14 protein-coding genes and 1 pseudogene are annotated in these 20654 nt (G+C 69.2%); 7 read left to right on the forward strand and 8 right to left on the reverse strand.

The annotated features are described in order from the left end of the window. Positions 1-185 precede the first annotated feature (185 nt). Positions 186-3452 carry a GH92 family glycosyl hydrolase gene (locus ACIA8E_RS27245; RefSeq protein ID WP_399301937.1) on the forward strand — a complete coding sequence of 1089 codons (3267 nt, stop codon included), beginning with the start codon at positions 186-188 and terminating at the stop codon, positions 3450-3452. Between the two features lie 133 nt (positions 3453-3585). On the opposite strand, the gene ACIA8E_RS27250 is transcribed toward ACIA8E_RS27245, so the two are convergent. From ACIA8E_RS27250 to ACIA8E_RS27260, 3 genes are all read right to left on the reverse strand, one after another. Continuing rightward, entirely contained in the window at positions 3586-4098 is a 513-nt protein-coding gene (locus ACIA8E_RS27250) for a DinB family protein (RefSeq protein ID WP_399301938.1), read from the reverse strand. A gap of 202 nt (positions 4099-4300) precedes the next feature. Further along, positions 4301-8893: an HAD-IC family P-type ATPase gene (locus ACIA8E_RS27255; protein ID WP_399301939.1), complete on the reverse strand. Its 4593-nt coding sequence runs from the start codon at positions 8891-8893 to the stop codon at positions 4301-4303. A gap of 98 nt (positions 8894-8991) precedes the next feature. Then, complete coding sequence (locus tag ACIA8E_RS27260; protein WP_399301940.1) at positions 8992-9501, reverse strand: hypothetical protein; 510 nt, start codon at positions 9499-9501, stop codon at positions 8992-8994. A 569-nt stretch (positions 9502-10070) separates the two neighbouring features. On the opposite strand from ACIA8E_RS27260, the gene ACIA8E_RS27265 reads away from it, so the two are divergent. Next, the gene (locus ACIA8E_RS27265) at positions 10071-10418 is read left to right on the forward strand and encodes a hypothetical protein (protein ID WP_399301941.1); all 348 of its coding nucleotides are present in this window, start codon (positions 10071-10073) and stop codon (positions 10416-10418) included. A gap of 451 nt (positions 10419-10869) precedes the next feature. Here ACIA8E_RS27265 and ACIA8E_RS27270 read toward each other — a convergent pair whose 3' ends face one another. After that, entirely contained in the window at positions 10870-11070 is a 201-nt protein-coding gene (locus ACIA8E_RS27270; protein ID WP_399301942.1) for a hypothetical protein, read from the reverse strand. Between the two features lie 760 nt (positions 11071-11830). On the opposite strand from ACIA8E_RS27270, the gene ACIA8E_RS27275 reads away from it, so the two are divergent. Beyond that, positions 11831-13276, forward strand: a complete 1446-nt coding sequence (locus tag ACIA8E_RS27275; RefSeq protein WP_399301943.1) for a SulP family inorganic anion transporter — start codon at positions 11831-11833, stop codon at positions 13274-13276. 179 nt (positions 13277-13455) lie between these two features. On the opposite strand, the gene ACIA8E_RS27280 is transcribed toward ACIA8E_RS27275, so the two are convergent. Beyond that, positions 13456-13752 (reverse strand): hypothetical protein, encoded by a 297-nt coding sequence (locus tag ACIA8E_RS27280; protein WP_078853175.1) that lies wholly within the window; start codon positions 13750-13752, stop codon positions 13456-13458. A gap of 480 nt (positions 13753-14232) precedes the next feature. Here ACIA8E_RS27280 and ACIA8E_RS27285 point away from each other — a divergent pair, with 480 nt between their 5' ends. Together ACIA8E_RS27285 and ACIA8E_RS27290 are read left to right on the forward strand one after the other, a co-directional pair. After that, on the forward strand, positions 14233-14865 hold the full coding sequence (locus tag ACIA8E_RS27285) for a class I SAM-dependent methyltransferase (RefSeq protein ID WP_399301944.1): 633 nt from the start codon (positions 14233-14235) through the stop codon (positions 14863-14865). A 403-nt stretch (positions 14866-15268) separates the two neighbouring features. Further along, on the forward strand, positions 15269-15655 hold the full coding sequence (locus tag ACIA8E_RS27290) for an SSI family serine proteinase inhibitor (RefSeq protein ID WP_399302017.1): 387 nt from the start codon (positions 15269-15271) through the stop codon (positions 15653-15655). 241 nt (positions 15656-15896) lie between these two features. Here ACIA8E_RS27290 and ACIA8E_RS27295 read toward each other — a convergent pair whose 3' ends face one another. Both ACIA8E_RS27295 and ACIA8E_RS27300 read right to left on the reverse strand, forming a co-directional pair. Continuing rightward, positions 15897-16514: a hypothetical protein gene (locus ACIA8E_RS27295; protein ID WP_399301945.1), complete on the reverse strand. Its 618-nt coding sequence runs from the start codon at positions 16512-16514 to the stop codon at positions 15897-15899. Between the two features lie 95 nt (positions 16515-16609). After that, a complete protein-coding gene (locus tag ACIA8E_RS27300) occupies positions 16610-17848 on the reverse strand; it encodes a DUF4032 domain-containing protein (RefSeq protein ID WP_399301946.1) in 1239 nt (412 codons plus the stop codon). A gap of 639 nt (positions 17849-18487) precedes the next feature. On the opposite strand from ACIA8E_RS27300, the pseudogene ACIA8E_RS27305 reads away from it, so the two are divergent. Both ACIA8E_RS27305 and ACIA8E_RS27310 read left to right on the forward strand, forming a co-directional pair. Beyond that, positions 18488-18601 (forward strand): annotated as a pseudogene (locus tag ACIA8E_RS27305) (IS701 family transposase); the annotation flags it as partial. A gap of 85 nt (positions 18602-18686) precedes the next feature. Further along, positions 18687-19247, forward strand: a complete 561-nt coding sequence (locus tag ACIA8E_RS27310; protein WP_399301947.1) for a cysteine hydrolase family protein — start codon at positions 18687-18689, stop codon at positions 19245-19247. Positions 19248-19498: 251 nt separating this feature from the next. Here ACIA8E_RS27310 and ACIA8E_RS27315 read toward each other — a convergent pair whose 3' ends face one another. Continuing rightward, positions 19499-20608 (reverse strand): PP2C family protein-serine/threonine phosphatase, encoded by a 1110-nt coding sequence (locus tag ACIA8E_RS27315; RefSeq protein WP_399301948.1) that lies wholly within the window; start codon positions 20606-20608, stop codon positions 19499-19501. Positions 20609-20654: the final 46 nt, after the last annotated feature.

The raw sequence follows: 20654 nt of genomic DNA on the forward strand, positions 1-20654 counted from the left end.
TCACGTCGCTGACAACGTTGTCGGAGCGGCGCCGTTCCGGAGTGGTCACGGCGCCCGCTCCCACCGCGTTGACCGTCCGTCACACATGAAGGGCAGGAACGGTGTCAGACACGCACAACCGTCGGAGGCACACCGGGCTCCGAGCTGTCAGCTCCGTCGCGGTGACCGCCATGGCCACGCTGGGTATGGCTGCCACAGTCGGCCCCGCCTCGGCGGCTTCCCCGCACGGCACCGTCAAGGATCCGGTGTCGTACGTCAACCCGCTGATCGGCACGTCCAATGCGGGCAACACATATCCGGGCGCCGTGCAGCCGTTCGGCATGCTGGCCTGGAGCCCACAGAACTCGCAGGGCAAGCAGGTCTCGACACCCGCTCCCGGTGGCTACCAGTACGACGCAACGAAGGTACGCGGCTTCAGCCTCACCCATCTCAACGGGGTCGGATGCTCCGGTGCGAACGGTGACATCCCGATCATGCCGTACGTGGGTGACGTCGACTCCTCGCCCAGCACGGACGTCACCGATGCGAAGTACGCCAGCACCTTCTCCCACGCCGACGAGACCGCCTCGGCCGGCTACTACAAAGTCGGCCTGGCCAGTGGCGCCTCCGCGGCGCTCACCACGACCGCCCGGACCGGCTCAGGGCAGTTCGGCTTCCCGGCGGACAAGCCCGCCACCATGCTCTTCCGCACTTCCAACTCGGAGAGCGGCAGCACGGGCGCCACTGTGAAGATCAACACGGCCGACCGGACCGTGACGGGCTCCGTCACCGCGGGCAACTTCTGCGGTCCGCAGAGCGCGAACAACCGCAAGGACCTCTACACGCTGTACTTCACCGCCCACTTCGACAAGGCGTTCGCAAAGGTCGGCACCTGGACGGACGGCACGGTCGAGCCCGACTCCACCTCGGCCTCCGGCGGCACGGGGTACAGCTCGTCCGGCAAGGCCGTGGAGGGCAAGGGCTCCGGCGCGTACATCACCTTCGCCGACGGAACCACCAAGGTCCAGGCCAAGGTTGCCGTCTCCTACGTCAGCCCGCAGAATGCCGAGGCCAACCTCCGTGCGGAGAACGGGCCCCGCAAGAGCTTCGACTCCATCAGGGCTCAGGCCGCCAAGGTCTGGAACAGCACGCTGAAGTCGGTCGAGGTGGGTGGCGGCACCGACGCACAGCGCTCGACCTTCTACACCGCGCTCTACCACTCCATGCTGGAACCCACCCTCACCAGCGACGTGGACGGCCGCTATCTCGGCGCCGACCGCAAGCCGCACCGGCTCGCCAAGGGGCAGAAGGCGCAGTACGGCACCTTCTCCGGATGGGACCAGTACCGCGCGCAGGTGCAGCTGATGACGCTGCTCAACCCGAGGGCGGGCAGCGACTACGCGCAGTCCCTCTACAACTACGCGAGTCAGCGCGGCGGCGAGTGGGACCGCTGGCTGCTGGAGAACGGCAAGACGAGCGTGATGTCGGGAGATCCCTCGGACGCGGCTCTGGCCGGCATCTACGCCTTCGGCGGCCATGACTTCGACGTCCAGGGCGCGCTGAAGTCGCTGGTCGAGGCAGCGACCGTGCCGACGGCGAACGACTCGGACAGTTCGGGCTGCAACGTCGAGTGCGTGGGCCAGCGCCCCGCGCTCGACAAGTACCTGGAGCTCGGGTACGTACCGGCGGACAACTGCCACTGCTGGGGAGGCGCGGCCGAGACGCTGGAGGACGCGGCGGCCGACTACGGCCTGTCCGAGCTGTCCCGGCAGACCGGGAAGACCGCCGACGCGAAGAAGTTCCTGGACCGCTCGGGGAACTGGACGAACGTCTTCGACGCCAACGCCACTCCGCAGGGCGGTTACATCCGCGACCGCAAGGCCGACGGCACCTGGGTGGGCACCTTCACGCCGGGCACCGGGAGCGGCTTCGTCGAGGGGTCCAGCGCACGGTACACCTGGATGGTGTACTCGGACGTGGCGGGCCTCGCCAGTGCGATGGGCGGCAACGACCAGGCGCTGAAGCGGCTCGACGCCTTCTTCCGTACACCGGACGGGAAGTTCGACTTCTCGGCGCAGGACGCCACGCGTTACGACGCGACGAACGAGCCTGACATCAACGCCCCATACCTGTATGACTACTTGGGGGCTCCGTACAAGACACAGGAGACGGTCCGCGCGGAGATGGAGCAGCTGTGGACCGACACCCCGGGCGGCATCCCCGGTAACGACGACGCGGGGACCATGTCGTCCTGGTACGTCTTCTCCGCGCTGGGCATGTACCCGCAGAACCCGAGCCGCGCCGATCTGATCCTCTCCGCTCCGCTGTTCCCGCACGCGGTGGTGCACACCGGGCACGGGAAGACGATAACGATCAACGCGCCTGCCGCGTCGGCGGAGAACACGTACATCCACGGCCTGAAGGTCGATGGCAGGACATCCGGCAAGCCCTGGGTTCCCGCCTCGCTCGTCACCCGTGGCGGCACGCTGGACTACGCCCTCGGGGCGACCGCGGACACCTCCTGGGGAAGCGCGGCGGCCGACGCCCCGCCTTCCTTCCCCGGCGGCGGTGTGAAGTACTTCACCGGCGCCACGCCCGAGCAGCTGAAGGTCGAGCCCGGGTCGGGCAGTGCGGAGACGACCGTCAAGGTACAGACCCTGGAGGTAAAGGCCACCGACGTCCATTGGACGGCGAAGCCGCCGGCCGGTGTCACCGTCACACCCACGGAGGGCGACTTCACGGTCCCGGCACGCGGTTCGGCGAGCGCGAAGCTCACCGTATCGGCCGCGGCGGACACGGCCGAGGGGCACTACACGGTCCCGGTGACGCTGCGGTCGTCCACCGGCAGCGAGCTCCCGAAGACGTCGGCCGCGGTGACCGTCGCCGAGAAGAACAGCATGCTGTGGAACCGCAACAGCACCGGCATCTCCACCGATGACGACAATCCGCAGGCCAACTTCGACGGAGAGGGCTGGAGTTACTCGGCCACGGCACTCACCGCGGCGGGCGTGACGCCGGGCGGGACGGTCTCGTCCGGTGGCTTCGACTTCGACTGGCCCAAGGTGGGCGCGGGCGACCCGGACAACATCGAGGTCGCGGGAGACAGCCCGCAGGTGCTGAACGTCCCGTCGGCGCCGGCGGACACGAAGCTCAGCCTGCTGGGCAGCGCGGCCGAGGGATCGGCCAGCGGCCAGGTGACCCTGACGTACACCGACGGCACCACGCAGCAGGCCGAGATCGGCTTCAGCGACTGGACGCTGGGCGGCGGCACGCAGAATCCGTCGTTCGGCAACACGGTCGCCGTCCACACCACGTACCGCGATGTCCAGGGCGGCGGAAAGGACCCGGTGGGTACCGAGATCTTCGCCACCGCCCCGATCACGCTCCACGCGGGTAAGCAGCTGGCGAGCGTGACCCTGCCGTCCTCCACGGACGGCGGCGTGATCCACATCTTCGCGGTGGCCACCGCCTGACACACATGATCGGAACGGGCCGTTCGGCAAGGAGACCGTCCTTGCCGTGACGGCCCGTTCGCCGTTCGGCAACCGGTCTGCCTGTGAGGGTCCGATCTGTGAAGGGGCCATGCGGTCGTCCCAACTCCGGAGATCAGACGCCGGTGCTGCCGTCGATTCGCTCGCGGATGAAGTCGGCGTGCCCGTTGTGCCGGGCGTATTCGGCGGTCATGTGCGTGTAGATCCACCGCAGGCTCACCTCGCCGCCCATGAACGGGCTGGTGTCTTCCAGCCGCAGAGTGGCGCAGTTGGCGCGGGCGCGGGCGATCTCGTCCTGCCAGGTGGCCTGGGCAGTCTCGAAAGAGATGTTGTCGGAGAGGCCGAATCCCTCGTCGCGGCCGTCCGGGTCGGCCTGCGGACTGTGGATGGCCGGTACGTCCTCGCCCGTCAGCACGCGCCGGAACCAGTTCCGTTCGACTTCGGCCATGTGCTGGACCAGCCCCAGCAGCGTCAGCGGCGAAGGGGGCACGGAGGCGGTCCGTAGCTGCTCCTCGGTGAGGCCGCGGCACTTCATGGCCAAGGTGGTCCGGTAGAAGTCGAGCCAGCTCTCCAGATTCGTACGCTCGTCGGCGTTCAGTGGCGGCATCGGCCGTTCAGTGGTCGTCATGATCGCAGATCATGTCAGCGGGGTCCGACATCGCTTCCCTGGCCGCCGCCGTAAGAGCTCAGCGCCGCCAGGTAATGCAACTCATCCGCCAAGTGAAGTGCTCAGGAACGCCAACGTCCGTCCACGAACGTGCGCGGAGCAGCACTGGTACGCGGAGACCATGGGGCGACCTGTGAAGCGCAGTGTTGCCGCGCGCAGGGCGTCAGCGGACGAGCCGGACGACGGGACGCAGTCGTGCGGTGAGGTCGGCCAGCAGCTGTTCGGCCTGAGGCAGTACGAGGGGACCGAGGGAGGCGGTGCCGATGGCGACGGCCACTCCGGTCCAGGCCAGTGGGCCCAAGGGCGTGCACCCGAAGAAGTGGCTGACGACGGGGGTCTGGACGACGGCGATGAGCACGGCGGCGCTGCCGAGGACCGTGGCCACGATCAGCGGGCTGTGGCGGCGTCCGACGACGGTCTGCGTGAGTTGGGCACCGACCACACCGCACAGGGCCATGGTGCTGGTGCGTCGTGCCGAGCCGGGGGTGAGGGTGCCGATGAGCCATGCGGTGGCCGCGCCGATACCGGTGATCAGGCCACGATGGCGGATCTGGCGTGTCAGCGGTTGCCCCAGGACGGCGAGGCCCACGGGTACGGTGTCGGCTGCGGCGGGCTCACCGGCGGGTTCCGGGTCGTGGGGGGTGACCGCGACCGCCATCGCCGGGAACATGTCGGTGAGCAGGTTGACCAGCAGCAGCTGACGTGTCGACAGCGGCGACGTGCCGGACAGCAATGTGCCCAGTACGGAGAAGCCGACCTCGCCGGCGTTCCCGCCGAGCAGGATGCTGATCGCGTCGGCCACGCTGCGCCAAAGGGCTCGGCCTTCGGCGATGGCGTCGATGAGAACCGACAGTTCGTCGTTGGTGATCACGAGGTCTGCGGCGTTGCGTGCGGCAGCCGATCCGCGCGCGGCGATGCCGACCCCGACATCGGCGGCGCGGATTGCGGCGGCGTCGTTGGCGCCGTCCCCGACCATGCCCACGACGCAACCCGCCTCCCGGAGCGCCTCGACAACCTGGAGCTTCTGCTCGGGTGCGACGCGGGCCACGACGCCACAGTCCCGGAGCAGGCGGGCCCGTCCCGCCCGGTCCAGTGAAGCCAACTCGTTACCGGTGACGACCGTGACATCCTCGGGCCAGCCCAGGGCGACGGCCACGGAGCGGGCGGTCTGCGGGTGGTCGCCGGTGAGCATGACGGGGCGCACGCCGACCTCTCTGAGACCGGCCACGAGCGGTGCGGAGCTGGGGCGGGGGGTGTCGGCCAGTGCCACGAACCCGATGAGCTCAAGCAGTTCGAGGGGCTTGTCGAGCGCTTCCCTCGCCTCGTCGTCCGTCGCGAGACGTCGCTGCGCGACGGCCAGGAGCCGCAGCCCCTGACCGGCGAGGGAGTGTGCCTCTTCGACGGCTGCCGGATCCGTATCCGGGCAGCAGGGCAGCACGACTTCCGGCGCGCCCTTGACGACCAGCATGTTCGCGCCGTCCGCGTCCATTCCGGTGGCGGCGGCGTATCCCCGGCTCGCCTCGAAGGGCTGGGCCTGAACGGTGGTCCACCCTGTCTCGGGCGGGGCTGCTGCCAGGACCGCCTCGTCGGTGGCATGGGCGTGGGCGCCCGGCTGCTCGGCGACGCGAGGGCAGGCCCGGGCGGCAATGCGGAGAATCTGTTTCGTCTCGGAGGCGTCGGCCGGCTGCTCGGCGCGTGTGCCGCTGATCAGGCGGACGACCCGCAACCGGTTCTCGGTGAGGGTCCCGGTCTTGTCGAAGCACATGGTGTCCACGCGTCCGAGCGCCTCCAGGCTGCGTGGTGTGCGTACCAGGACGCCGAGCTTGCTCAGCCGCCGTGCCGCGGCCATCTGCGCCACGGTCGCCACCAGAGGCATGCCCTCGGGCACGGCGGCCACTGCGACTGCCAGTCCACCCCGGAGGGCTGTGCGCACCGGACGGCCGCGCAACAGGGACAGGCCGGCCACCGCGGCGCCACCGGCGAGGGTGAGGGGCAGCACCCGGCGGGTCAGCCGGTGCAGCCGTGCCTGAACCCCCGCCGAGGTGGGAACCCGGGCGGCGAGGGACGCCGCGCGGCCGGCTTCGGTCTGGTCGCCCGTGGCCACCACCACCGCCCGGGCGTGGCCGGCGACCACCGTGGTGCCTTCGAACACCATGCATCTGCGGTCGGCGACGGGCGCCTGTGGTACGGCAGCCACTTGTTTACGGGTCGGCAGTGACTCGCCCGTCAGGGAGGACTCGTCCACCTCGAAGCCACTGACCTCCAGCAGCCGCGCGTCGGCCGGCACCACATCGTTGGTGCGCAGCTCGATCACCTCGCCGGGCGCCAGTTGCGCGGCCTCGACGACGGATGCTTCTTCTGCTGACGGGTGAGCGAGTCGCCGGGCGTTCTGCCGCTGCCCGGTCACCAGTGCGGACAGCGCCCGCTCCGCGCGCAATCGCTGTACCCCGCCCACCAAGGCGTTCACCGCCACGGCGGTGATGACCAGGAACGCGTCCACCGCGGAGCCCAGCAGTGCCTGCGCGGTGGCACCGACCACCAGAACGGGGGTGAACGGGTCGTCCAGTTCCGCCCACACGGCGCCGGCCAGACGTGCGCTCACCCGTACAGGCGCGAGGGCCGGGTGCGTGGCAGCGGCGCCCGCGACGTGGCCGACCCGGGTCCGTACCACCGTCAGGGCGGTGGGCGCGGCGCACGACGCCCTCGTCAGCCGGGCCATGACCTGCTCGGGCTGCAGGGCGTGCCAGGGCACCCTCGGAGTGGGGTGGGGGGTCGTACCGGCGGCTACACCGAGTGCGGCGCACCAGCCCACGAGCAGGGCCGCGGCAGTGGCGATATTGACGGGGCTGAGCCGCACCTCGAGGGGAAAGGGAACCCGCTGCGACCGAGCCCCCTGGGTGAGTACCAGGAGCTCGGAGAGCGTGGCGCCCGCCTCGGCGCAGAACTTCGCACGCCGGCTGACCGCCCGCGCTGCGGGTACGGCTGTCAGTAGCCGCCATACGCCCTCCAGCCCGCGCAGGGGCAGAAGGTCGGCGCCCCAGACGACAGCGCTGCGTTCGTCGGTGACGGCGACGGCGATGTCACTGCGGAGCAGTCCCTCGAGTACGTGGTGGGCGGCGGCAGTCAACTCCCGTTCGGCTGCCGCCCGGTCGTGCGGGACGCGCGCCACCGTGAGAACCGTTCGGCCCTCGTTCTGCAGGGCAGCCACCACCTCGGCCAACGGGATCTCGGCAGAGGCCAGTTGGTCGGCCAGGGTCCCGAACTCGCCGAGCGAGCAGTCGTCCACCACCACGACATGCAGACCCGCTCGGCGCGCTGCGTCCAGCGCGGCTTCGGCCATGGGGTCGACCTCCCAGCCGACCAGAACGGTGCCGACGTCCCTGCCACGCACCGACGCGATCATCAGTCCCGCGTCCGGTGCCGTCCCATCGGGCACCGGGCGAAGGACGATGCCCGGCTCCCAGGACGGCGTTGTCGCGTCCTCGGGCGCACTGAGGGCTGCGGTGGCTTCCTGCCACAACCGGTGGTGATCCCAGCCTGTCGTGCTGGGGTGGACCTCGAGCACGGTGCGCCGAGTGCTGCGCAGTGCTGCGGGGTGCAGGACCACGGTGTCCACGAGTTCCAGTTGGCGCAGCCGCTCGGGGTCGCGGACCAGTACGTCCTCGCGTGCCAGGGCACTGCCGAGGGCCGCGGTGAAGGCCGCCGGACCGTAGCGTGCGGCCTTCGGCGAACCGGCCAGTACAGTCTCGGCGGCATCGTCCATGCTGCGGGTGAACAGGAGTTTGGTGGCGGCGCCGCCCAGCATCCCGTTGACAGCGGCGGCGGCATATTGCTCGCCCGGGCTCGGACGCAGCGGCGGACGCAGGACGTCGGTGTTGGCCACAGTCAGCCGATCCGGGGCGCACAGCGTGTCGTGCACGGCGTCGAACGTCGCGAGCTGAGCGAGGGATTCCACCAACTGGGCACTCCGCAGTGCCGCGTCGAGCAGCAGCGGACTCGGCGACTGCCCGATCCCGCAGACGGCCGCATGAGCCACGGCCAGCACCAGATCGGATGCGTCCGGGCCCAGCGCACGGCTCAGCACCGCACGTACCCGTGAGTCCTCACGCATCACGACGACCGCGGCCACCATGGCCTCCGGCGCCCGCTTCAGAAGGGCTGCCCGTCCCACGAGTGCTACACCGATGCCTGCCGCGTCGCACGCCAGGGCGACAGCGTTGGCGCGCACGCCCCCGGCGGCGCCCGGGTGCACGTGTTCCAGCGTCTGATCGCCGACGTGCACAAGCCCGTGTTCGGCGGCCAGTTCGGACACCTTGTCCACCACCTGCTCGCCGACCGCGTCCTCGGTGGTCTGCACGACCAGCCGCCCCAGGCCACCGTCCCAGTAGGCGATCAGCACGTCAGGGTGCTCGGCCAGCTCGACGGCCACTTTTCTGGCGGTGGCCTCGAGTCGTTCCACGGTCCGAACGGGCGCGTCCGGATGGTGCTGCAGTGCGAGGTGCATCCGTGTTCCGGCGCGCCAGTAACCGACCTGAGGAGTGATCGCGTTGCGGGCGACCCTGCCGACCCGAAGCGCGGTCGCCGACACCGCCGCCGCCCCGTCCGCCGCGCCGCGCGCACCGGCGTTCACGAGCTCAGCGGCCATCCGCGCCGCATCTGCGGTCGGCGTGGCGATCCGGCGGGTGGCCTCGACCGGCACGGCCAAGGCGCTCTGGAGGGCCACGGCGGGCAGCCCGGTCAGGAAGCGGAGCAGCATGTCTCACCTTCGCGGGCTTGCCGCACGGGGCCGGGAGCGGAACGGTCCGTGACGGGCGCCGGGCGCCGAACGGTCGTAGCAGCGGATGGGAGGCGGCCTCAGGACTTCTTCCGCCCACCAGCCTTGGCGCGCGAGGTGCCCGAGGCGCTCGTGGCGGCGCGCTTGGACGAGCGAGCCTTCGCCGTCCCGGAGGCGGTCGACGCCTTGGCCGGGCGGGTCTTCGCCGTTCCCGACGCGGTCGACACCTTGGCCGGGCGCGTCTTCGCCTTTCCGGTAGTGGCCGATGCTTTTTTGGCCGGGCGGGTCTTCGCCGCTCTCGTGGTGGTCTGCGCCTTGGCCGACCGGGCGGCCTTCTTCACCTGCATACCCTCTGCCCGGGCCTCGCCGGCGGCCTGGGCCCCCTCTGTATCCGTCGGACGCGGCTGCGTGAGCCACACCACCGCGGCGCCCGTCACGGCAACCGGCCACTCGACCACACCGGCCACACCGAGCAGCCCGGCACCGGTGTAAGCCGCGACACGCCGAGCATGCGGCGAGACGATCCCGACGGAGTCCAGAACACCGTCGACGATCCCCTTGACCCGATCCGCGCCGGGGACCCTGTCCATCGCTGTCATCACCCTCCGCATGGGGTGCGCCAGTGCTTCCTGGAGGGGATGCTGCACCTTCGTGTCCCCTGAGCCAGACACATGGGAACTGTCAGTCATGGTCGCTCTCTCTCCGTCGGGCAGGTGAGACGGACGGCCCGCGGCCGTGACGCCTCTCACCTTTCAGCAACCTTGACAAGATCACGCAACTCCGGCAAGCCTGGACATATCTACTTACCGCCAAGTGAGGTAACAGGCGGTGGACGCCTCAACGCCAAGGGCCCTCCCGGCTGCGACAAGTCCGAGAAGACCAGCCGTCCGGTCCCGCCAGCGGGTCGCCGCGGATCGCTGACCGACACCCACGTGTGTCCTGGCTGCGAGGAGTTGAGGGCATGAGCGCCCATCCCGGCCCAGAGCCGACGTCCCGAAGGTTCGCCCACCGGCACCGCCACCGCCGGACCGCGACCTCCGAGTGCGTCGACTGATCCGCCTCACACCGCACTGAGCCTGATCACCGGGCCGTTCGACGTGCTCAGAGCAGCCCAACATGTTCCGCAGGCGTCATCCCCTACCTCCACCGGAGGCCGTTCATGCGCATCGAACTGACCTGGCCGCGCTCCGGCACCGAGGACCGGACCCTGTCCCTCGCGCTCCCCGGCCTTCCCGCCACCGGCCTGCTCAGCCCAGCCCTGCGGTACACGAGCCGGCTGTGCACTCCTGCAGCCCTCCGGCGCGCCGTCGCCTGCGCGGAGCCCCTCATCGGAGCCGCAGCCCACGCCGCCGGCGCGGACGCACTCACCCGGGCCGCCCTGCCGTACGCCATCCGGTTCACCCGGCAAGCGCTCGGCAGCGGCACACCCGCCGCGATCCCGAGCCAGGCAACGCGAGCCGTCCCCTCCGAATCGCACTCGCCGACTCCCCCACCGCCTGCGCTCTGAGTGACGCACCAGGAATTCAGACCCCCTGCGATCGCCGACGCACCGCACCCCCCCATGGAGCCTCTTCGCTCAGCTGCAGGTGATGGCCGTGGCGAAACCGTCGGACGGCCGCGGTCGCCGGTATTCATGGTGAGCACAGCCTCCGCCCTGGGAACCCTGCTGCCTGCACCGGGCTGACACCCACGGGACTTGCTTCGAACGAAGGTTCGATGAATGGGTGACGCGGGTGAACCTGTCACTCGTGCGGAGGAGTCGGACTGCCACAGCCCCCTCGTCGATGTTCCCTGGTATCAGGCATCACGGGAGGACTCGACATGACGCCCATCAGCGGCGGTGCACGACAGGGGACGGTACGCCGTGCCGCGTGTACGGCCCTGCTGATCGCGTTGATGACATTGGTGCACGCAGTGTTCACCCCCGCCCCAGTGCCTTTCTCCGAGCTCGACCTCGATCACAGCAGCCATGCCCTTCTCGCGGGTCCGACGGTCAGCGCCGCCGTCATCGACTCGGCGTCATCAGAGCTGTCCTGCCCATCGGCTCCCAGCGGTCGCAGCGACGACCACAGGTGGCGGTCCGGAACAGCGTCGATCGGCAAGCCGCGCCACACCCCGTCCGCAGCTACCGCGGTGGCGACCGATCCCACCTTCGGCACAGAGCCCACAGCAACTGGGCGCCGTGCGTGCGCGCCGGCGCCTGTAGGCGGAGCCGGCTCGGCTGCTTCTCCAACAGGTCTCGTGCTGCGCTGCTGACCGGCTCCGGCCGCATATCTCTCGTACACGTCGCGCTCTGCCACGAGCGGCACGCGAGGTGCGGCCCGCCGCCGTCAACATCTACGTCACGTGACCCCGCAGGAGAACCCGTCATGCCCGCAGATGTCTTCGCGGCCGTGAGCGCACTGGTGCGTGCCGAAGCGGCTCGCCAGCCCGCCCGGCGCTCCGCGGCACCGTTGTCGCCGGACAGTTCACATTCACTGACGGCCTCGGAACGACAACAGAGTTCCTGTGCCCCGAGCCCGACGAAGCCGCAGCCGAATCCCACGTCAGCTCCGCCTCGGGTCGGCCTGCTGTCCGACCTGCAGCGTCGGCTCCAGGCATTGCTCCACTGACGCCAGGTCAGTCAGCCCGAGCGCAACCCCCGTGGACCCGAACGTCATCCATACTTCGCATGCCCGTGCAGGAGAGACAAGCTGACATGCAGTCATTCAACAACCGTGCCCGCAGCTGCCACCGAAGTGTCGCCGCCCCAGGCTCTATCCCTCACAGATGCGAGGTGATCGACGTCGGCTCCGTGCTCGCCCACCGGCGGGCCGCTGGCACCATCCGCGCACTGTGAAGGGCCCCGTCCACGACCCTCACGGCCGCCACCGGCGGGGGAAGGCCCTCTGGCGCGGCGATGAGGGGGCGTGCGGGGCAATGAGGAGAGAGGACTTCGCCGCATCTCTGGTGGTGTTCCTGGTGGCGCTCCCGCTGTGTGTGGGGGTGGCTGTCGCCTCCGGTGTTCCGGCTGAGCTGGGTCTGGTCACGGGAATCGTGGGAGGACTGGTGACCGGAATGCTGCCGGGGAGCAGTCTCCAGGTCAGCGGCCCGGCGGCCGGCCTGACGGTGCTGGTCTACGAAGCCGTGACGACTCACGGCCTCGCCGGCCTCGGTGTCCTCGTCCTCGCCGCCGGCCTGCTTCAGCTCCTCATGGGCGTACTCCGGCTGGGCCGCTGGTTCCGGGCCATCTCTGTGGCCGTCGTCCAGGGCATGCTCGCCGGCATCGGACTCCTGCTCGTCGCGGGCCAGTTGTACGTCATGGCCGACCGCGAGGCGCCGGATACCGGGCCTTCCAAGATCGCCGGTATGCCCGGTCTACTGGCCGACGTGTTCGGTTCCGCGCAGTCGCTGGTGGCTCTCGGGCTGGGCCTCGGGACGATCGCTGTCATGGTCGGGTGGAAACGCCTCCCTCCATCGATGCGGCTCGTGCCCGCTCCGCTGGTCGCCGTCGCTGTCGCCTCCGGTATCGCCGCGGTCTGCGACACGCCTGTCGCGAAGGTCGAGGTACGGGGGCTGCTGGACGCCATCCAGCCACCGACCGCGGATGCATTCGGGCTGTTGACCCAGCTCGGCGTCCTCGGAACGGTTCTCGCGTTCGCCCTGATCGCGTCGGCCGAAAGCCTGTTCAGCGCGGCGGCAGTGGACCGTCTTCACACGGGACCACGCACGGACTACGACAAGGAACTCATCGCGCAGGGTGCCGGCAACGCGGTATGCGGTGCGCTCGGCTCTCTGCCCATGACCGCGGTCATCGTCCGCAGCGCGGCCAATGTCCAGGCGGGCGCACGGACCAAAGCGTCCAGAGTGCTGCACGGAGTGTGGCTCTTGTTGTTCGCCGCGCTGCTGCCGTCGGCACTCGGTGTGATTCCGCTGTCCTGCCTCGCGGGCATCCTCGTCTACTCCGGCGCGAAGCTCATCCCTGTCAAGGAGCTGATTGCGCTGTGGCGTGCGCACCGGGGTGAGGCAGTGATCGTGTTCGCCACGGCCGGGATGATCGTCGTGGCGAACATGTTCGAAGGCGTGCTGATCGGTGTTGCGCTCTCCGTGGCAAAGTCCGCGTGGGACACCTCTCACCTCCAGGTCGATGTCGCCGACGGAGGAGTCGGCGTGATCCGGGCGCGGCTGACAGGCAATGCGACGTTCCTCCGGCTGCCGGTGATACTCGACGCCCTGGAGGCACTGCCGAAGGGCCGCCCGATCGAGCTCGACCTGTCGGGCTTGCGGCATCTGGACCATGCCTGCCTCACCGCCCTGACCACCTGGGCGGACAGGCACAACACCCCGGGCACCGCCCCGGTCAGGCTGGTTCCCGCGGAACCCTGACGGACACGACTCATGTCAGCGGCCGGGCCGTGCGCCGGTGCCGGCCATTCAGGCGCCACAGCCGGCCCCTGCCCCTGCCCCACCGTACGGACATCCGGGCGCCCCGCACCGGACGGTACGCACGCAAGCGACGGGTGTCCCCCGAGACGTCAGGGGACACCCGTCTTGCGCACAACGTGTCAGTGGTCGTCCCAGTGCCCGTCATGGCCGCCGTGCCGGTGACCGTCGTGCACGTAGTCCACATGGTCTCCGTGCGGCACCGCGACATGCCCGCACCCGTCGCCATGCTGGTGCGCGTGGTCGCCGTGAGCGGTGTGCCCGCCCGGCTCACACTCGTCCACATGGCCGTCGTGAACACGATGGAGGTGACCGTCGTGCACGTAATCCACGTGGTCCTCGTGCGGGATGGCGACGTGGCCGCAGCCCTTACCGTGCTGATGCGTGTGGTCGGGATGGGGGGCATGTGCTGTGGTCATGACATTCTCCGGTCGTTCCTCGGGAGCCACCTGGGCGCATTCGGCTTGCGCCACTGGCCCGAACCTTCCCTCCAACGAGCACCGGGGCAGCTTGTCACCGTGGCGCGTCCGGTCGGGTGCCAAACGCATCCGATGGGGTGACCGGGGCCTCGCAGAGCACGTCAGGGCTTCACCGGCACCCGTCTTCGTCGACTCCGCAAAGGGGCTTCCGGCCCGCGGGCCCGGCATGGCTTCCCCCTTTGTCAGCCATGATCCGAGGGGTGGTGCCACCGGGCCGGAAGGCACTGCCCCGCGATGGACGCGTTCATCACCGCGGGCGGGCATGTGAGGGCTCGCAAGGTCGGTGATCACGACCCCGATGCGGCCGGTCTCGTCGAGGCACGCAACACCCAGGAAGGCTTCCTCGGGAAGGCGTTGAAGGCCACTGTGAATAGTGCAACGATTCCGCAGAGCCGGTCGGCACGGAAGGATTCAGTCGCGATGCATGATCGTAAGCGTCTCCCGGCCTCAGCGGCTTTCGACGCACTGGGAGCCGAGTACGAGCGGGCTTTCGCCGAGTCGGCAGCCCACCATGCTTCGCTGCAGCGCATGTTGGAACTGCTCGCGCCGCACAGCCGGGTATTGGACGTCGGCAGCGGGACAGGACGGCCGACCGCGCACATCCTGGCCGAGGCCGGCCACGAGGTGCTGGGTGTCGATGTCTCGCCCGTCATGGTGGAACTCGCGCGACGACAGGTGCCCGACGCCTCGTTCGAGTGTGCCGACATCCGCCATGTCACCCTGGAGAACAGCAGTTTCGACGCAGCGTGTGTCTACTTCTCCCTCTTGCAGATGTCACGCAACGACCAGTCCTCGCTCGTCCGGCGACTCGGGCAGGTGGTGACCCGCGGCGGCCTACTGATGATTGCGACCGTACCGCTGGACGTGGAGGGCGTCGACGTCGAGTTCATGGGCCAGGACGTACAGGTGACCAGCTTCGCTGCTGCAGCGTTCACCGAGTTGGTGATCGAAGCGGGATTCTCACTCCTGTGGGAGGAGAACACCCTGTTCACCCCGTCGTACCCCGGCGGGGTGCCCGAGCCTCAACTGTTCCTGCTCGGCCGACGGACCTAACAGCCCGTCCCAGGGGCGACTCGCCGCGACCCCCCTCTCGCACCCCTGTCCCGAGCGCCGCGGAGCTGTCTCATGCGCTGCTTTCCGGCCGAAGCGTGAACTTTCGCGTAAGAACCATCTCAGAAAAGTAGCAGGTCAGACGGTAGTTCGCAGTTGTACCACCGGATTTCGTCCACATGCTGGACACCTCGCACGGGTCCCGCGCACCGCTTCCGAGCTGGCCGAACGACCATTCGGTTGATGCGCCGCCGGCGAGCCGGGCCGGAAAGAGCTGATCGATGTGCACTCACTGTCTGCATGCACGAGACTCCCGAACGCAATCGCACCCCCAAGCGAAGGAGATTCACAAGTGCACTACAACATTGGCAAATTCAGCATAATCGCTACGACATCTGCACTGATCATGACGGGCATGGGCGCCGTGGGTGTCGCGCAGGCCCAGCCCGTGCAGTCGACCAGCCTCTACGCCCCGTCAGCCCTCGTGCTGTCGGTCGGCAAGAGCAACGGCACCGCTGTCACCGTCCAGCGGGCCGTCACCCTCAGCTGCGCCCCGCGCCCCAGCGGCACTCACCCCTCGCCCACTGCGGCGTGTGCGGATCTGCTCGCGGTCGACGGGGAGTTCACCCAGCTGACCACGCCGCCTCAGCGAAGCTGCACGCGTGAGTGGGATCCCGTCGTCATCAACGCGAACGGTGTGTGGCAGGGCCGGAGCGTCTCCTGGTCGGCCACCTTCGGCAACGCCTGCGAGATGCAGGCGAGCCTGACCGAGGGATCGGTCTTCGGCTTCTGATCGACCCTCGGCGCATGCAATCGCACCCGATGCCCCGGCCCGACGGACGTGTGCCGACCGGCGCACGTGATCGGGGCGAGCGCATCCGTAGTTGAGCGACGCGGGACCCCGCCGGCGGGAAGCGTCCCTGTCCATTCCGTCGTGACGACGAGTGCGTCGTCACGACGGCAACTGCGGGCGGGGCATGTGCCGGCAGTCGCCGAACCTCACCCGCGTGAGCCGCCCCACGGGCGAAGACCGATCACGGCGGTGCCGCTGCCAGCTCCACCGTTGTCGTGACGCGTACGAGAGCCGGGCGGCGGGGTGCGGAACCGAACCCGAATTCCACGGGTGGATCGAGCGGTGCCAGCGCCCCGAGTCCGGCTCCGCCGAGCGCGGCGTCCGCAGCGAGAATGGGCCACAGGTCATGGGCTCCGTACCACTCCCGACGCCCCGGGACGGCAGTGCCCAGGGTGCGCACGCCAGGCATCAGCCGCGCAGGGATGTTGCACAGTGCCGCCCAGCGCCGGCTCCTGACCAGCGGGGTGGGCAAGGCGCGCAGCAGCCACCCCAGCGGGGTCCGGGAGCCGGTACTCAAGTGCAGACTCAGCGGGCCGGCCTGAATGCTCCACTCGGATCCGCCCCGCCGGACCGTGACGGGAACGACCTCGACGCACTCGAAGCGGTAGGTGGTGGCCACGAAGTCAGCGACGGCAGCGGACGGTGCCAGCAGCAACCGCTCGCCGTTTGGGTGCTGGATCATCACATCACTGAACGGCCCGAAGGGTGAACGGGTCCAGTGCCCCACCACCAGCCGAGTTCCGGAGGTCGTCCCCACACCGGCGATCCAGCCGTCGAATCGCAACCGCTCACCTTTCACACCGCACAGCTTCTCCCACCATCGAGGGAATGCGGCGGATGTCGGCGGCGAGGGCGAAACGTGCACCTTCCGCCCGGTCTACCGGGTCGCGCGGATCACGGGGAATCGCTCGCCGACGGCACTTCGGTCCCGGGACGACGAAGAACACTGGTGGTGTAGTCCGCCACGGCCGCCTCCAGACCGATGTCCAGCTGTGCGCGCTCGGACATGTACCACCGGTGTTCCAACAGCTCGTGATAGAGCTCGGCCGGGTCCATGGTGCTCCGGAGTTCCTGCGGAACGGCACGCACCGTGGGCCTGAACACCTCGCGGACCCAGCGGTGGGCAAGCACCTCCGCACGGGCGCCGAGCGGGTCGCCGGGCGCGTAGTCCTCCTGTGTCGCCATCCAGCTCTCAAGGTCGTTGAGGAGTCGTCGGGCCTGGTTCTCCTCGGCGTCGAGCCCGGTGAGCCGCAGCAGCTGACGTTGATGATGGCCTGCGTCGACAACCTTGGGGACGAACGTGATCGTGTCGCCGTTCGGGGAGTTGGCGATCTGCATCTCGGCGACGTCGAAGCCGAGGTCGTTGAGCCGGCGCATGCGACGTTCGATGTAGTGATACTTGCCGGCCGGATAGACCGAAGTACGAGTCAGTTCACTCCACAGCTCCTCGTACCGCTGGCAGATCTCAGCGCCGAAGGCGATCGGATCCACCGAGGGGTGGAGCGCACCCGAGGCCTCCAGGTCCAGCATCTCGCCGCTGATGTTGACCCGGGCCAGATCGATGTCGTATTCACGCTGCCCTGTGCTGAGTTGGTTGTGCACCTCGCCGGTCTCCGCGTCTACAAGGTAGGCGGCATAGGCGCCGGCGTCCCGGCGGAAGAGTGTGTTGGACAAAGAGCAGTCGCCCCAGGCGAAACCCGCCAGGTGCAGCCGGACCAGCAGTACGGCGAGTGCGTCCATGAGCCGGTGCACCGTGGTCGGGCGCATCGTCGTCTCGAACATCGAGCGGTAGGGCAGGGACCCGTTGAGATGACGAGTGATCAACACCGGCTCCAGCGGTCCCCCGTCGGTGCCGGTGCGCCCGGTAACCACCGCGAGTGGGTCCACCGCGGGTATCCCGAGCCGGGCCAGGGTGCGCAACAGCTCGTACTCGCGTACCGCCGGCCGTTCGGCGAGCTCCTTGACGGCCACCACGTCGGACCCCGCTCGTGCATAGCGCACGACGTGGCGGGAGATGCCGCGCGGCAGCGTCACCAGGTGCTTCTCCGGCCACTCTTCGAGCGGCAGGTGCCAGGGCAGCTCGAGCAGGAACGCAGGGTGTTCGGGATTGGTGGCGCTGAACTGCAGAGCCATCGGTCGCCTCGCTCGTTCTTTCGGTGACGGGACCACCAGTGTGACGCAGCGAGTCGCCTGCCCCGTGGCCCCCGGGAGGGAAGCCTGAGCTTCCTGGCCGGCAGGTGCGTGCTGGGTGAGCACACGTAGCTCGTGCGCGGCTCGCCTTCGGGAGGCGACGATGACGACGGCCGCCGTCGCGGCCAGTACGGCGCTGACCCACGCGGCGTCCCGGTAGTCGTGGGTTGTTGCGGTCGCGATGCCGGCGATTGGCGGTCCCAGGAACGCACCGGCTTCAGCGCGACCGTGGTCGCGAAAACGGCAAGGCTGAGGACATGGACGAACAGAGGCAAGAGGTCGACTCCGGCGTTGAGGTACGCGGGCAGGGAAATCCGCGCACCGGGCATCGACCTACGTCAACCGCGAACTGAGGGCGGGAGTCGAAACTGGACCAGACACACGGAGAGCATGTCCGGTCACTGGAAGCGAGATCGACCGAGAACCGATCGGTTACCGGTCAGACAACAACTCGCCGCCGAGCGACCGGCGGCTCCGCTCTGTCCGACTCAGGGCTCATCACCTGGGGCACAGTACCCACGGCCCCTCCGACCATCAACCGGATTACGACACGTCGGCTGGTTGAGCTGCATGGCGGTTCGTCACCGGTCCACCGGAAATGAGCCGCGTGAGTCGGCGCCGGCGTATGCGCGGGGACTGATCGCTCCGTTGGAGCGGAAGAACTGTTGGACGCCGGCCCAAGGAACAGCTGGGCCTGGATGCAAGGACCGTTCCGGCCCACTGTCAGTGGGTGGGTCTACCGTGCGAGGACAGAGTAACCCAGCGTGCGTAAGGGGAGATCATGACCACGCTCGAGAATCGACCGAACACCGCACTCCTCGTCGTCGACGTGCAGAACGGCGTCGTCGAAGGGGCTCACGAGCGTGACGCGGTCGTCGCGAACGTCGGTCACCTCATCGAGAAGGCACGGCGGGCAGGGACATCCATTGTCTGGGTCCAGCACTCCGACGAGCAGCTTGTGAGGGGGAGCGACGACTGGCGGATCGTGCCCGAGTTGACTCCGGGCGACGCCGAGCCGCTCGTCGAGAAGAACTACGGCGACTCCTTCGAGGACACCACGCTCGAGACCGTCCTGTCGGGGCTCGGGGCCGGCCGCCTCGTCGTCGTCGGCGCGCAGACCGATGCGTGCATTCGCTCGACGCTCCACGGCGCATTCGTCAGGGGGTACGACGTCACCCTCGTCAGCGACGCCCACACGACGGAGAACCAGACGGCATGGGGAGCACCGCCGCCGGACCAGGTCATCGCACACACGAACCTGTACTGGACCTACCAGGCAGCGCCGGGGCGGACTGCCGGGACGACCGAGACCAAGAATGTCGACTTCGGCGGCACGTCCTGAAGCGTGTGCGCCGAAGGCCGGAAAGCCTCGGCCTCGGCCGGCTACCACTCCCACGGATACTGGCCCGAGAACGCGGCGAACCGCCGCACCAGCGCATGAAATTGTAGAGCGGGATCGTCGGCAGGAGCGCATCCGCGTCGGTCGGCTCGGCTGTCGGACCGACGGCCTGTTGGCGCTCCGATTGGCCGGTCTTGTGGTCAGGCGTCGAACTTGTCTGACCGGGCAGGCCACCGCGGACGTGGTGAGCCGGGTCATAGGCCCACGATGACCAGGGCGGTGTCGTCGGTGGCGCCGCCGGGCGGGAGGAGGTCGGCCAGCAGGGCGTCGGCGAGGTTTTCGAGGTCGACCGCGTGGTGGCGGGCCAGCGAGTCGGCGAGCCGCGCGAGACCGGTGTCGATGTCTTCCCGGCGGCGTTCGATCAGTCCGTCGGTGTACAACACGAGGACTGCGCCCTCGGTGAAGGGCGCGATGGCCTGGGGCCGGGGGGCGTGTTCGGGTCGGGCGCCGAGTGGGGGGTCGGTGGCCCGGTCGAGGAACTCGACGGTTCCGTCGATGTGCACGAGGGCCGGTGGCGGGTGGCCGGCGCTGCTGTAGGTGATGGTATGGGCGTCCCAGTCGATGAACGTGTTGGCCACTGTGGTGTTCTCGGCGCCGTCGATGGAGCGGGCGTACAGTCCGAGGACTTCCAGGGCCAGTGCAGGGCCGTCGACGACGCGAAAGGCGGCGCTGAGCGCGCTGCGCAGTTGTCCCATGACGCCGGCCGCGGACAGACCCTTGCCGACCACATCGCCGACGGCGACCGCGACACGGTCGCCGGACAGGTCGACCAGGTCGTACCAGTCGCCACACACATTCAACGCGCCGACAGCGGGCCGGTAGCGTACCGCCGCCCCGTGCCGCCCGACCGGGCGGAGAGATGGCAGCATCGCTTCCTGCAGGCTCAGTGCGACTTCGCGGGCGCGGATGAGTTCGGTGACCTCCTCCACCCGGTGCAACAACAGCACCACCCGCCCGTCCGGACCGAAGACCGGCGCGTTGGTCATGCTGAAGTACCGCTCGTCCCGTACCCCGGACCGGTTGGGGTCCTCCATGTCGATGCGCTGCAGTCCGGTGTCGCACTCACCGGATTCCGCCACCCGGCGCAGTGACGCCCGAAGGTTGTCCACGAGGGGTCCGGCGGGGTCGTTCGGGTCGGGGGCGTCGCCAGACAGGTAGTGGCCGATCACTTGCTCGCGGGTACGATCCCGCATGCCCAAGAACCCGTCGTTGGCGTCCACGTAGAGCAGCTGCGGGGTCAGCAGGGCCACCGCCCCGGGGAGGGCCCGGAACACCGCGGCGTAGTCGATCTCTGGTTCCGTCACGTCTTGCCCGCCTCGACGCCTTCGCTGGTGTGACTTTTCACGATAG

This window comes from Streptomyces sp. NPDC051664 (genome assembly GCF_044453545.1).
GTDB lineage: Bacteria > Actinomycetota > Actinomycetes > Streptomycetales > Streptomycetaceae > Streptomyces.

What these genes read in the sequence shown, in the direction of transcription:
- ACIA8E_RS27275 (WP_399301943.1), top strand. Translation starts at nt 11,831, where the DNA reads ATGAGGAGAGAGGACTTCGCCGCATCTCTGGTGGTGTTCCTGGTGGCG.
- ACIA8E_RS27250 (WP_399301938.1), bottom strand. Translation starts at nt 4,098, where the DNA reads ATGACGACCACTGAACGGCCGATGCCGCCACTGAACGCCGACGAGCGT.
- ACIA8E_RS27310 (WP_399301947.1), top strand. Translation starts at nt 18,687, where the DNA reads ATGACCACGCTCGAGAATCGACCGAACACCGCACTCCTCGTCGTCGAC.
- ACIA8E_RS27285 (WP_399301944.1), top strand. Translation starts at nt 14,233, where the DNA reads ATGCATGATCGTAAGCGTCTCCCGGCCTCAGCGGCTTTCGACGCACTG.
- ACIA8E_RS27280 (WP_078853175.1), bottom strand. Translation starts at nt 13,752, where the DNA reads ATGACCACAGCACATGCCCCCCATCCCGACCACACGCATCAGCACGGT.
- ACIA8E_RS27255 (WP_399301939.1), bottom strand. Translation starts at nt 8,893, where the DNA reads ATGCTGCTCCGCTTCCTGACCGGGCTGCCCGCCGTGGCCCTCCAGAGC.
- ACIA8E_RS27245 (WP_399301937.1), top strand. Translation starts at nt 186, where the DNA reads ATGGCTGCCACAGTCGGCCCCGCCTCGGCGGCTTCCCCGCACGGCACC.
- ACIA8E_RS27260 (WP_399301940.1), bottom strand. Translation starts at nt 9,501, where the DNA reads ATGGACAGGGTCCCCGGCGCGGATCGGGTCAAGGGGATCGTCGACGGT.
- ACIA8E_RS27300 (WP_399301946.1), bottom strand. Translation starts at nt 17,848, where the DNA reads ATGGCTCTGCAGTTCAGCGCCACCAATCCCGAACACCCTGCGTTCCTG.
- ACIA8E_RS27265 (WP_399301941.1), top strand. Translation starts at nt 10,071, where the DNA reads ATGCGCATCGAACTGACCTGGCCGCGCTCCGGCACCGAGGACCGGACC.
- ACIA8E_RS27290 (WP_399302017.1), top strand. Translation starts at nt 15,269, where the DNA reads ATGACGGGCATGGGCGCCGTGGGTGTCGCGCAGGCCCAGCCCGTGCAG.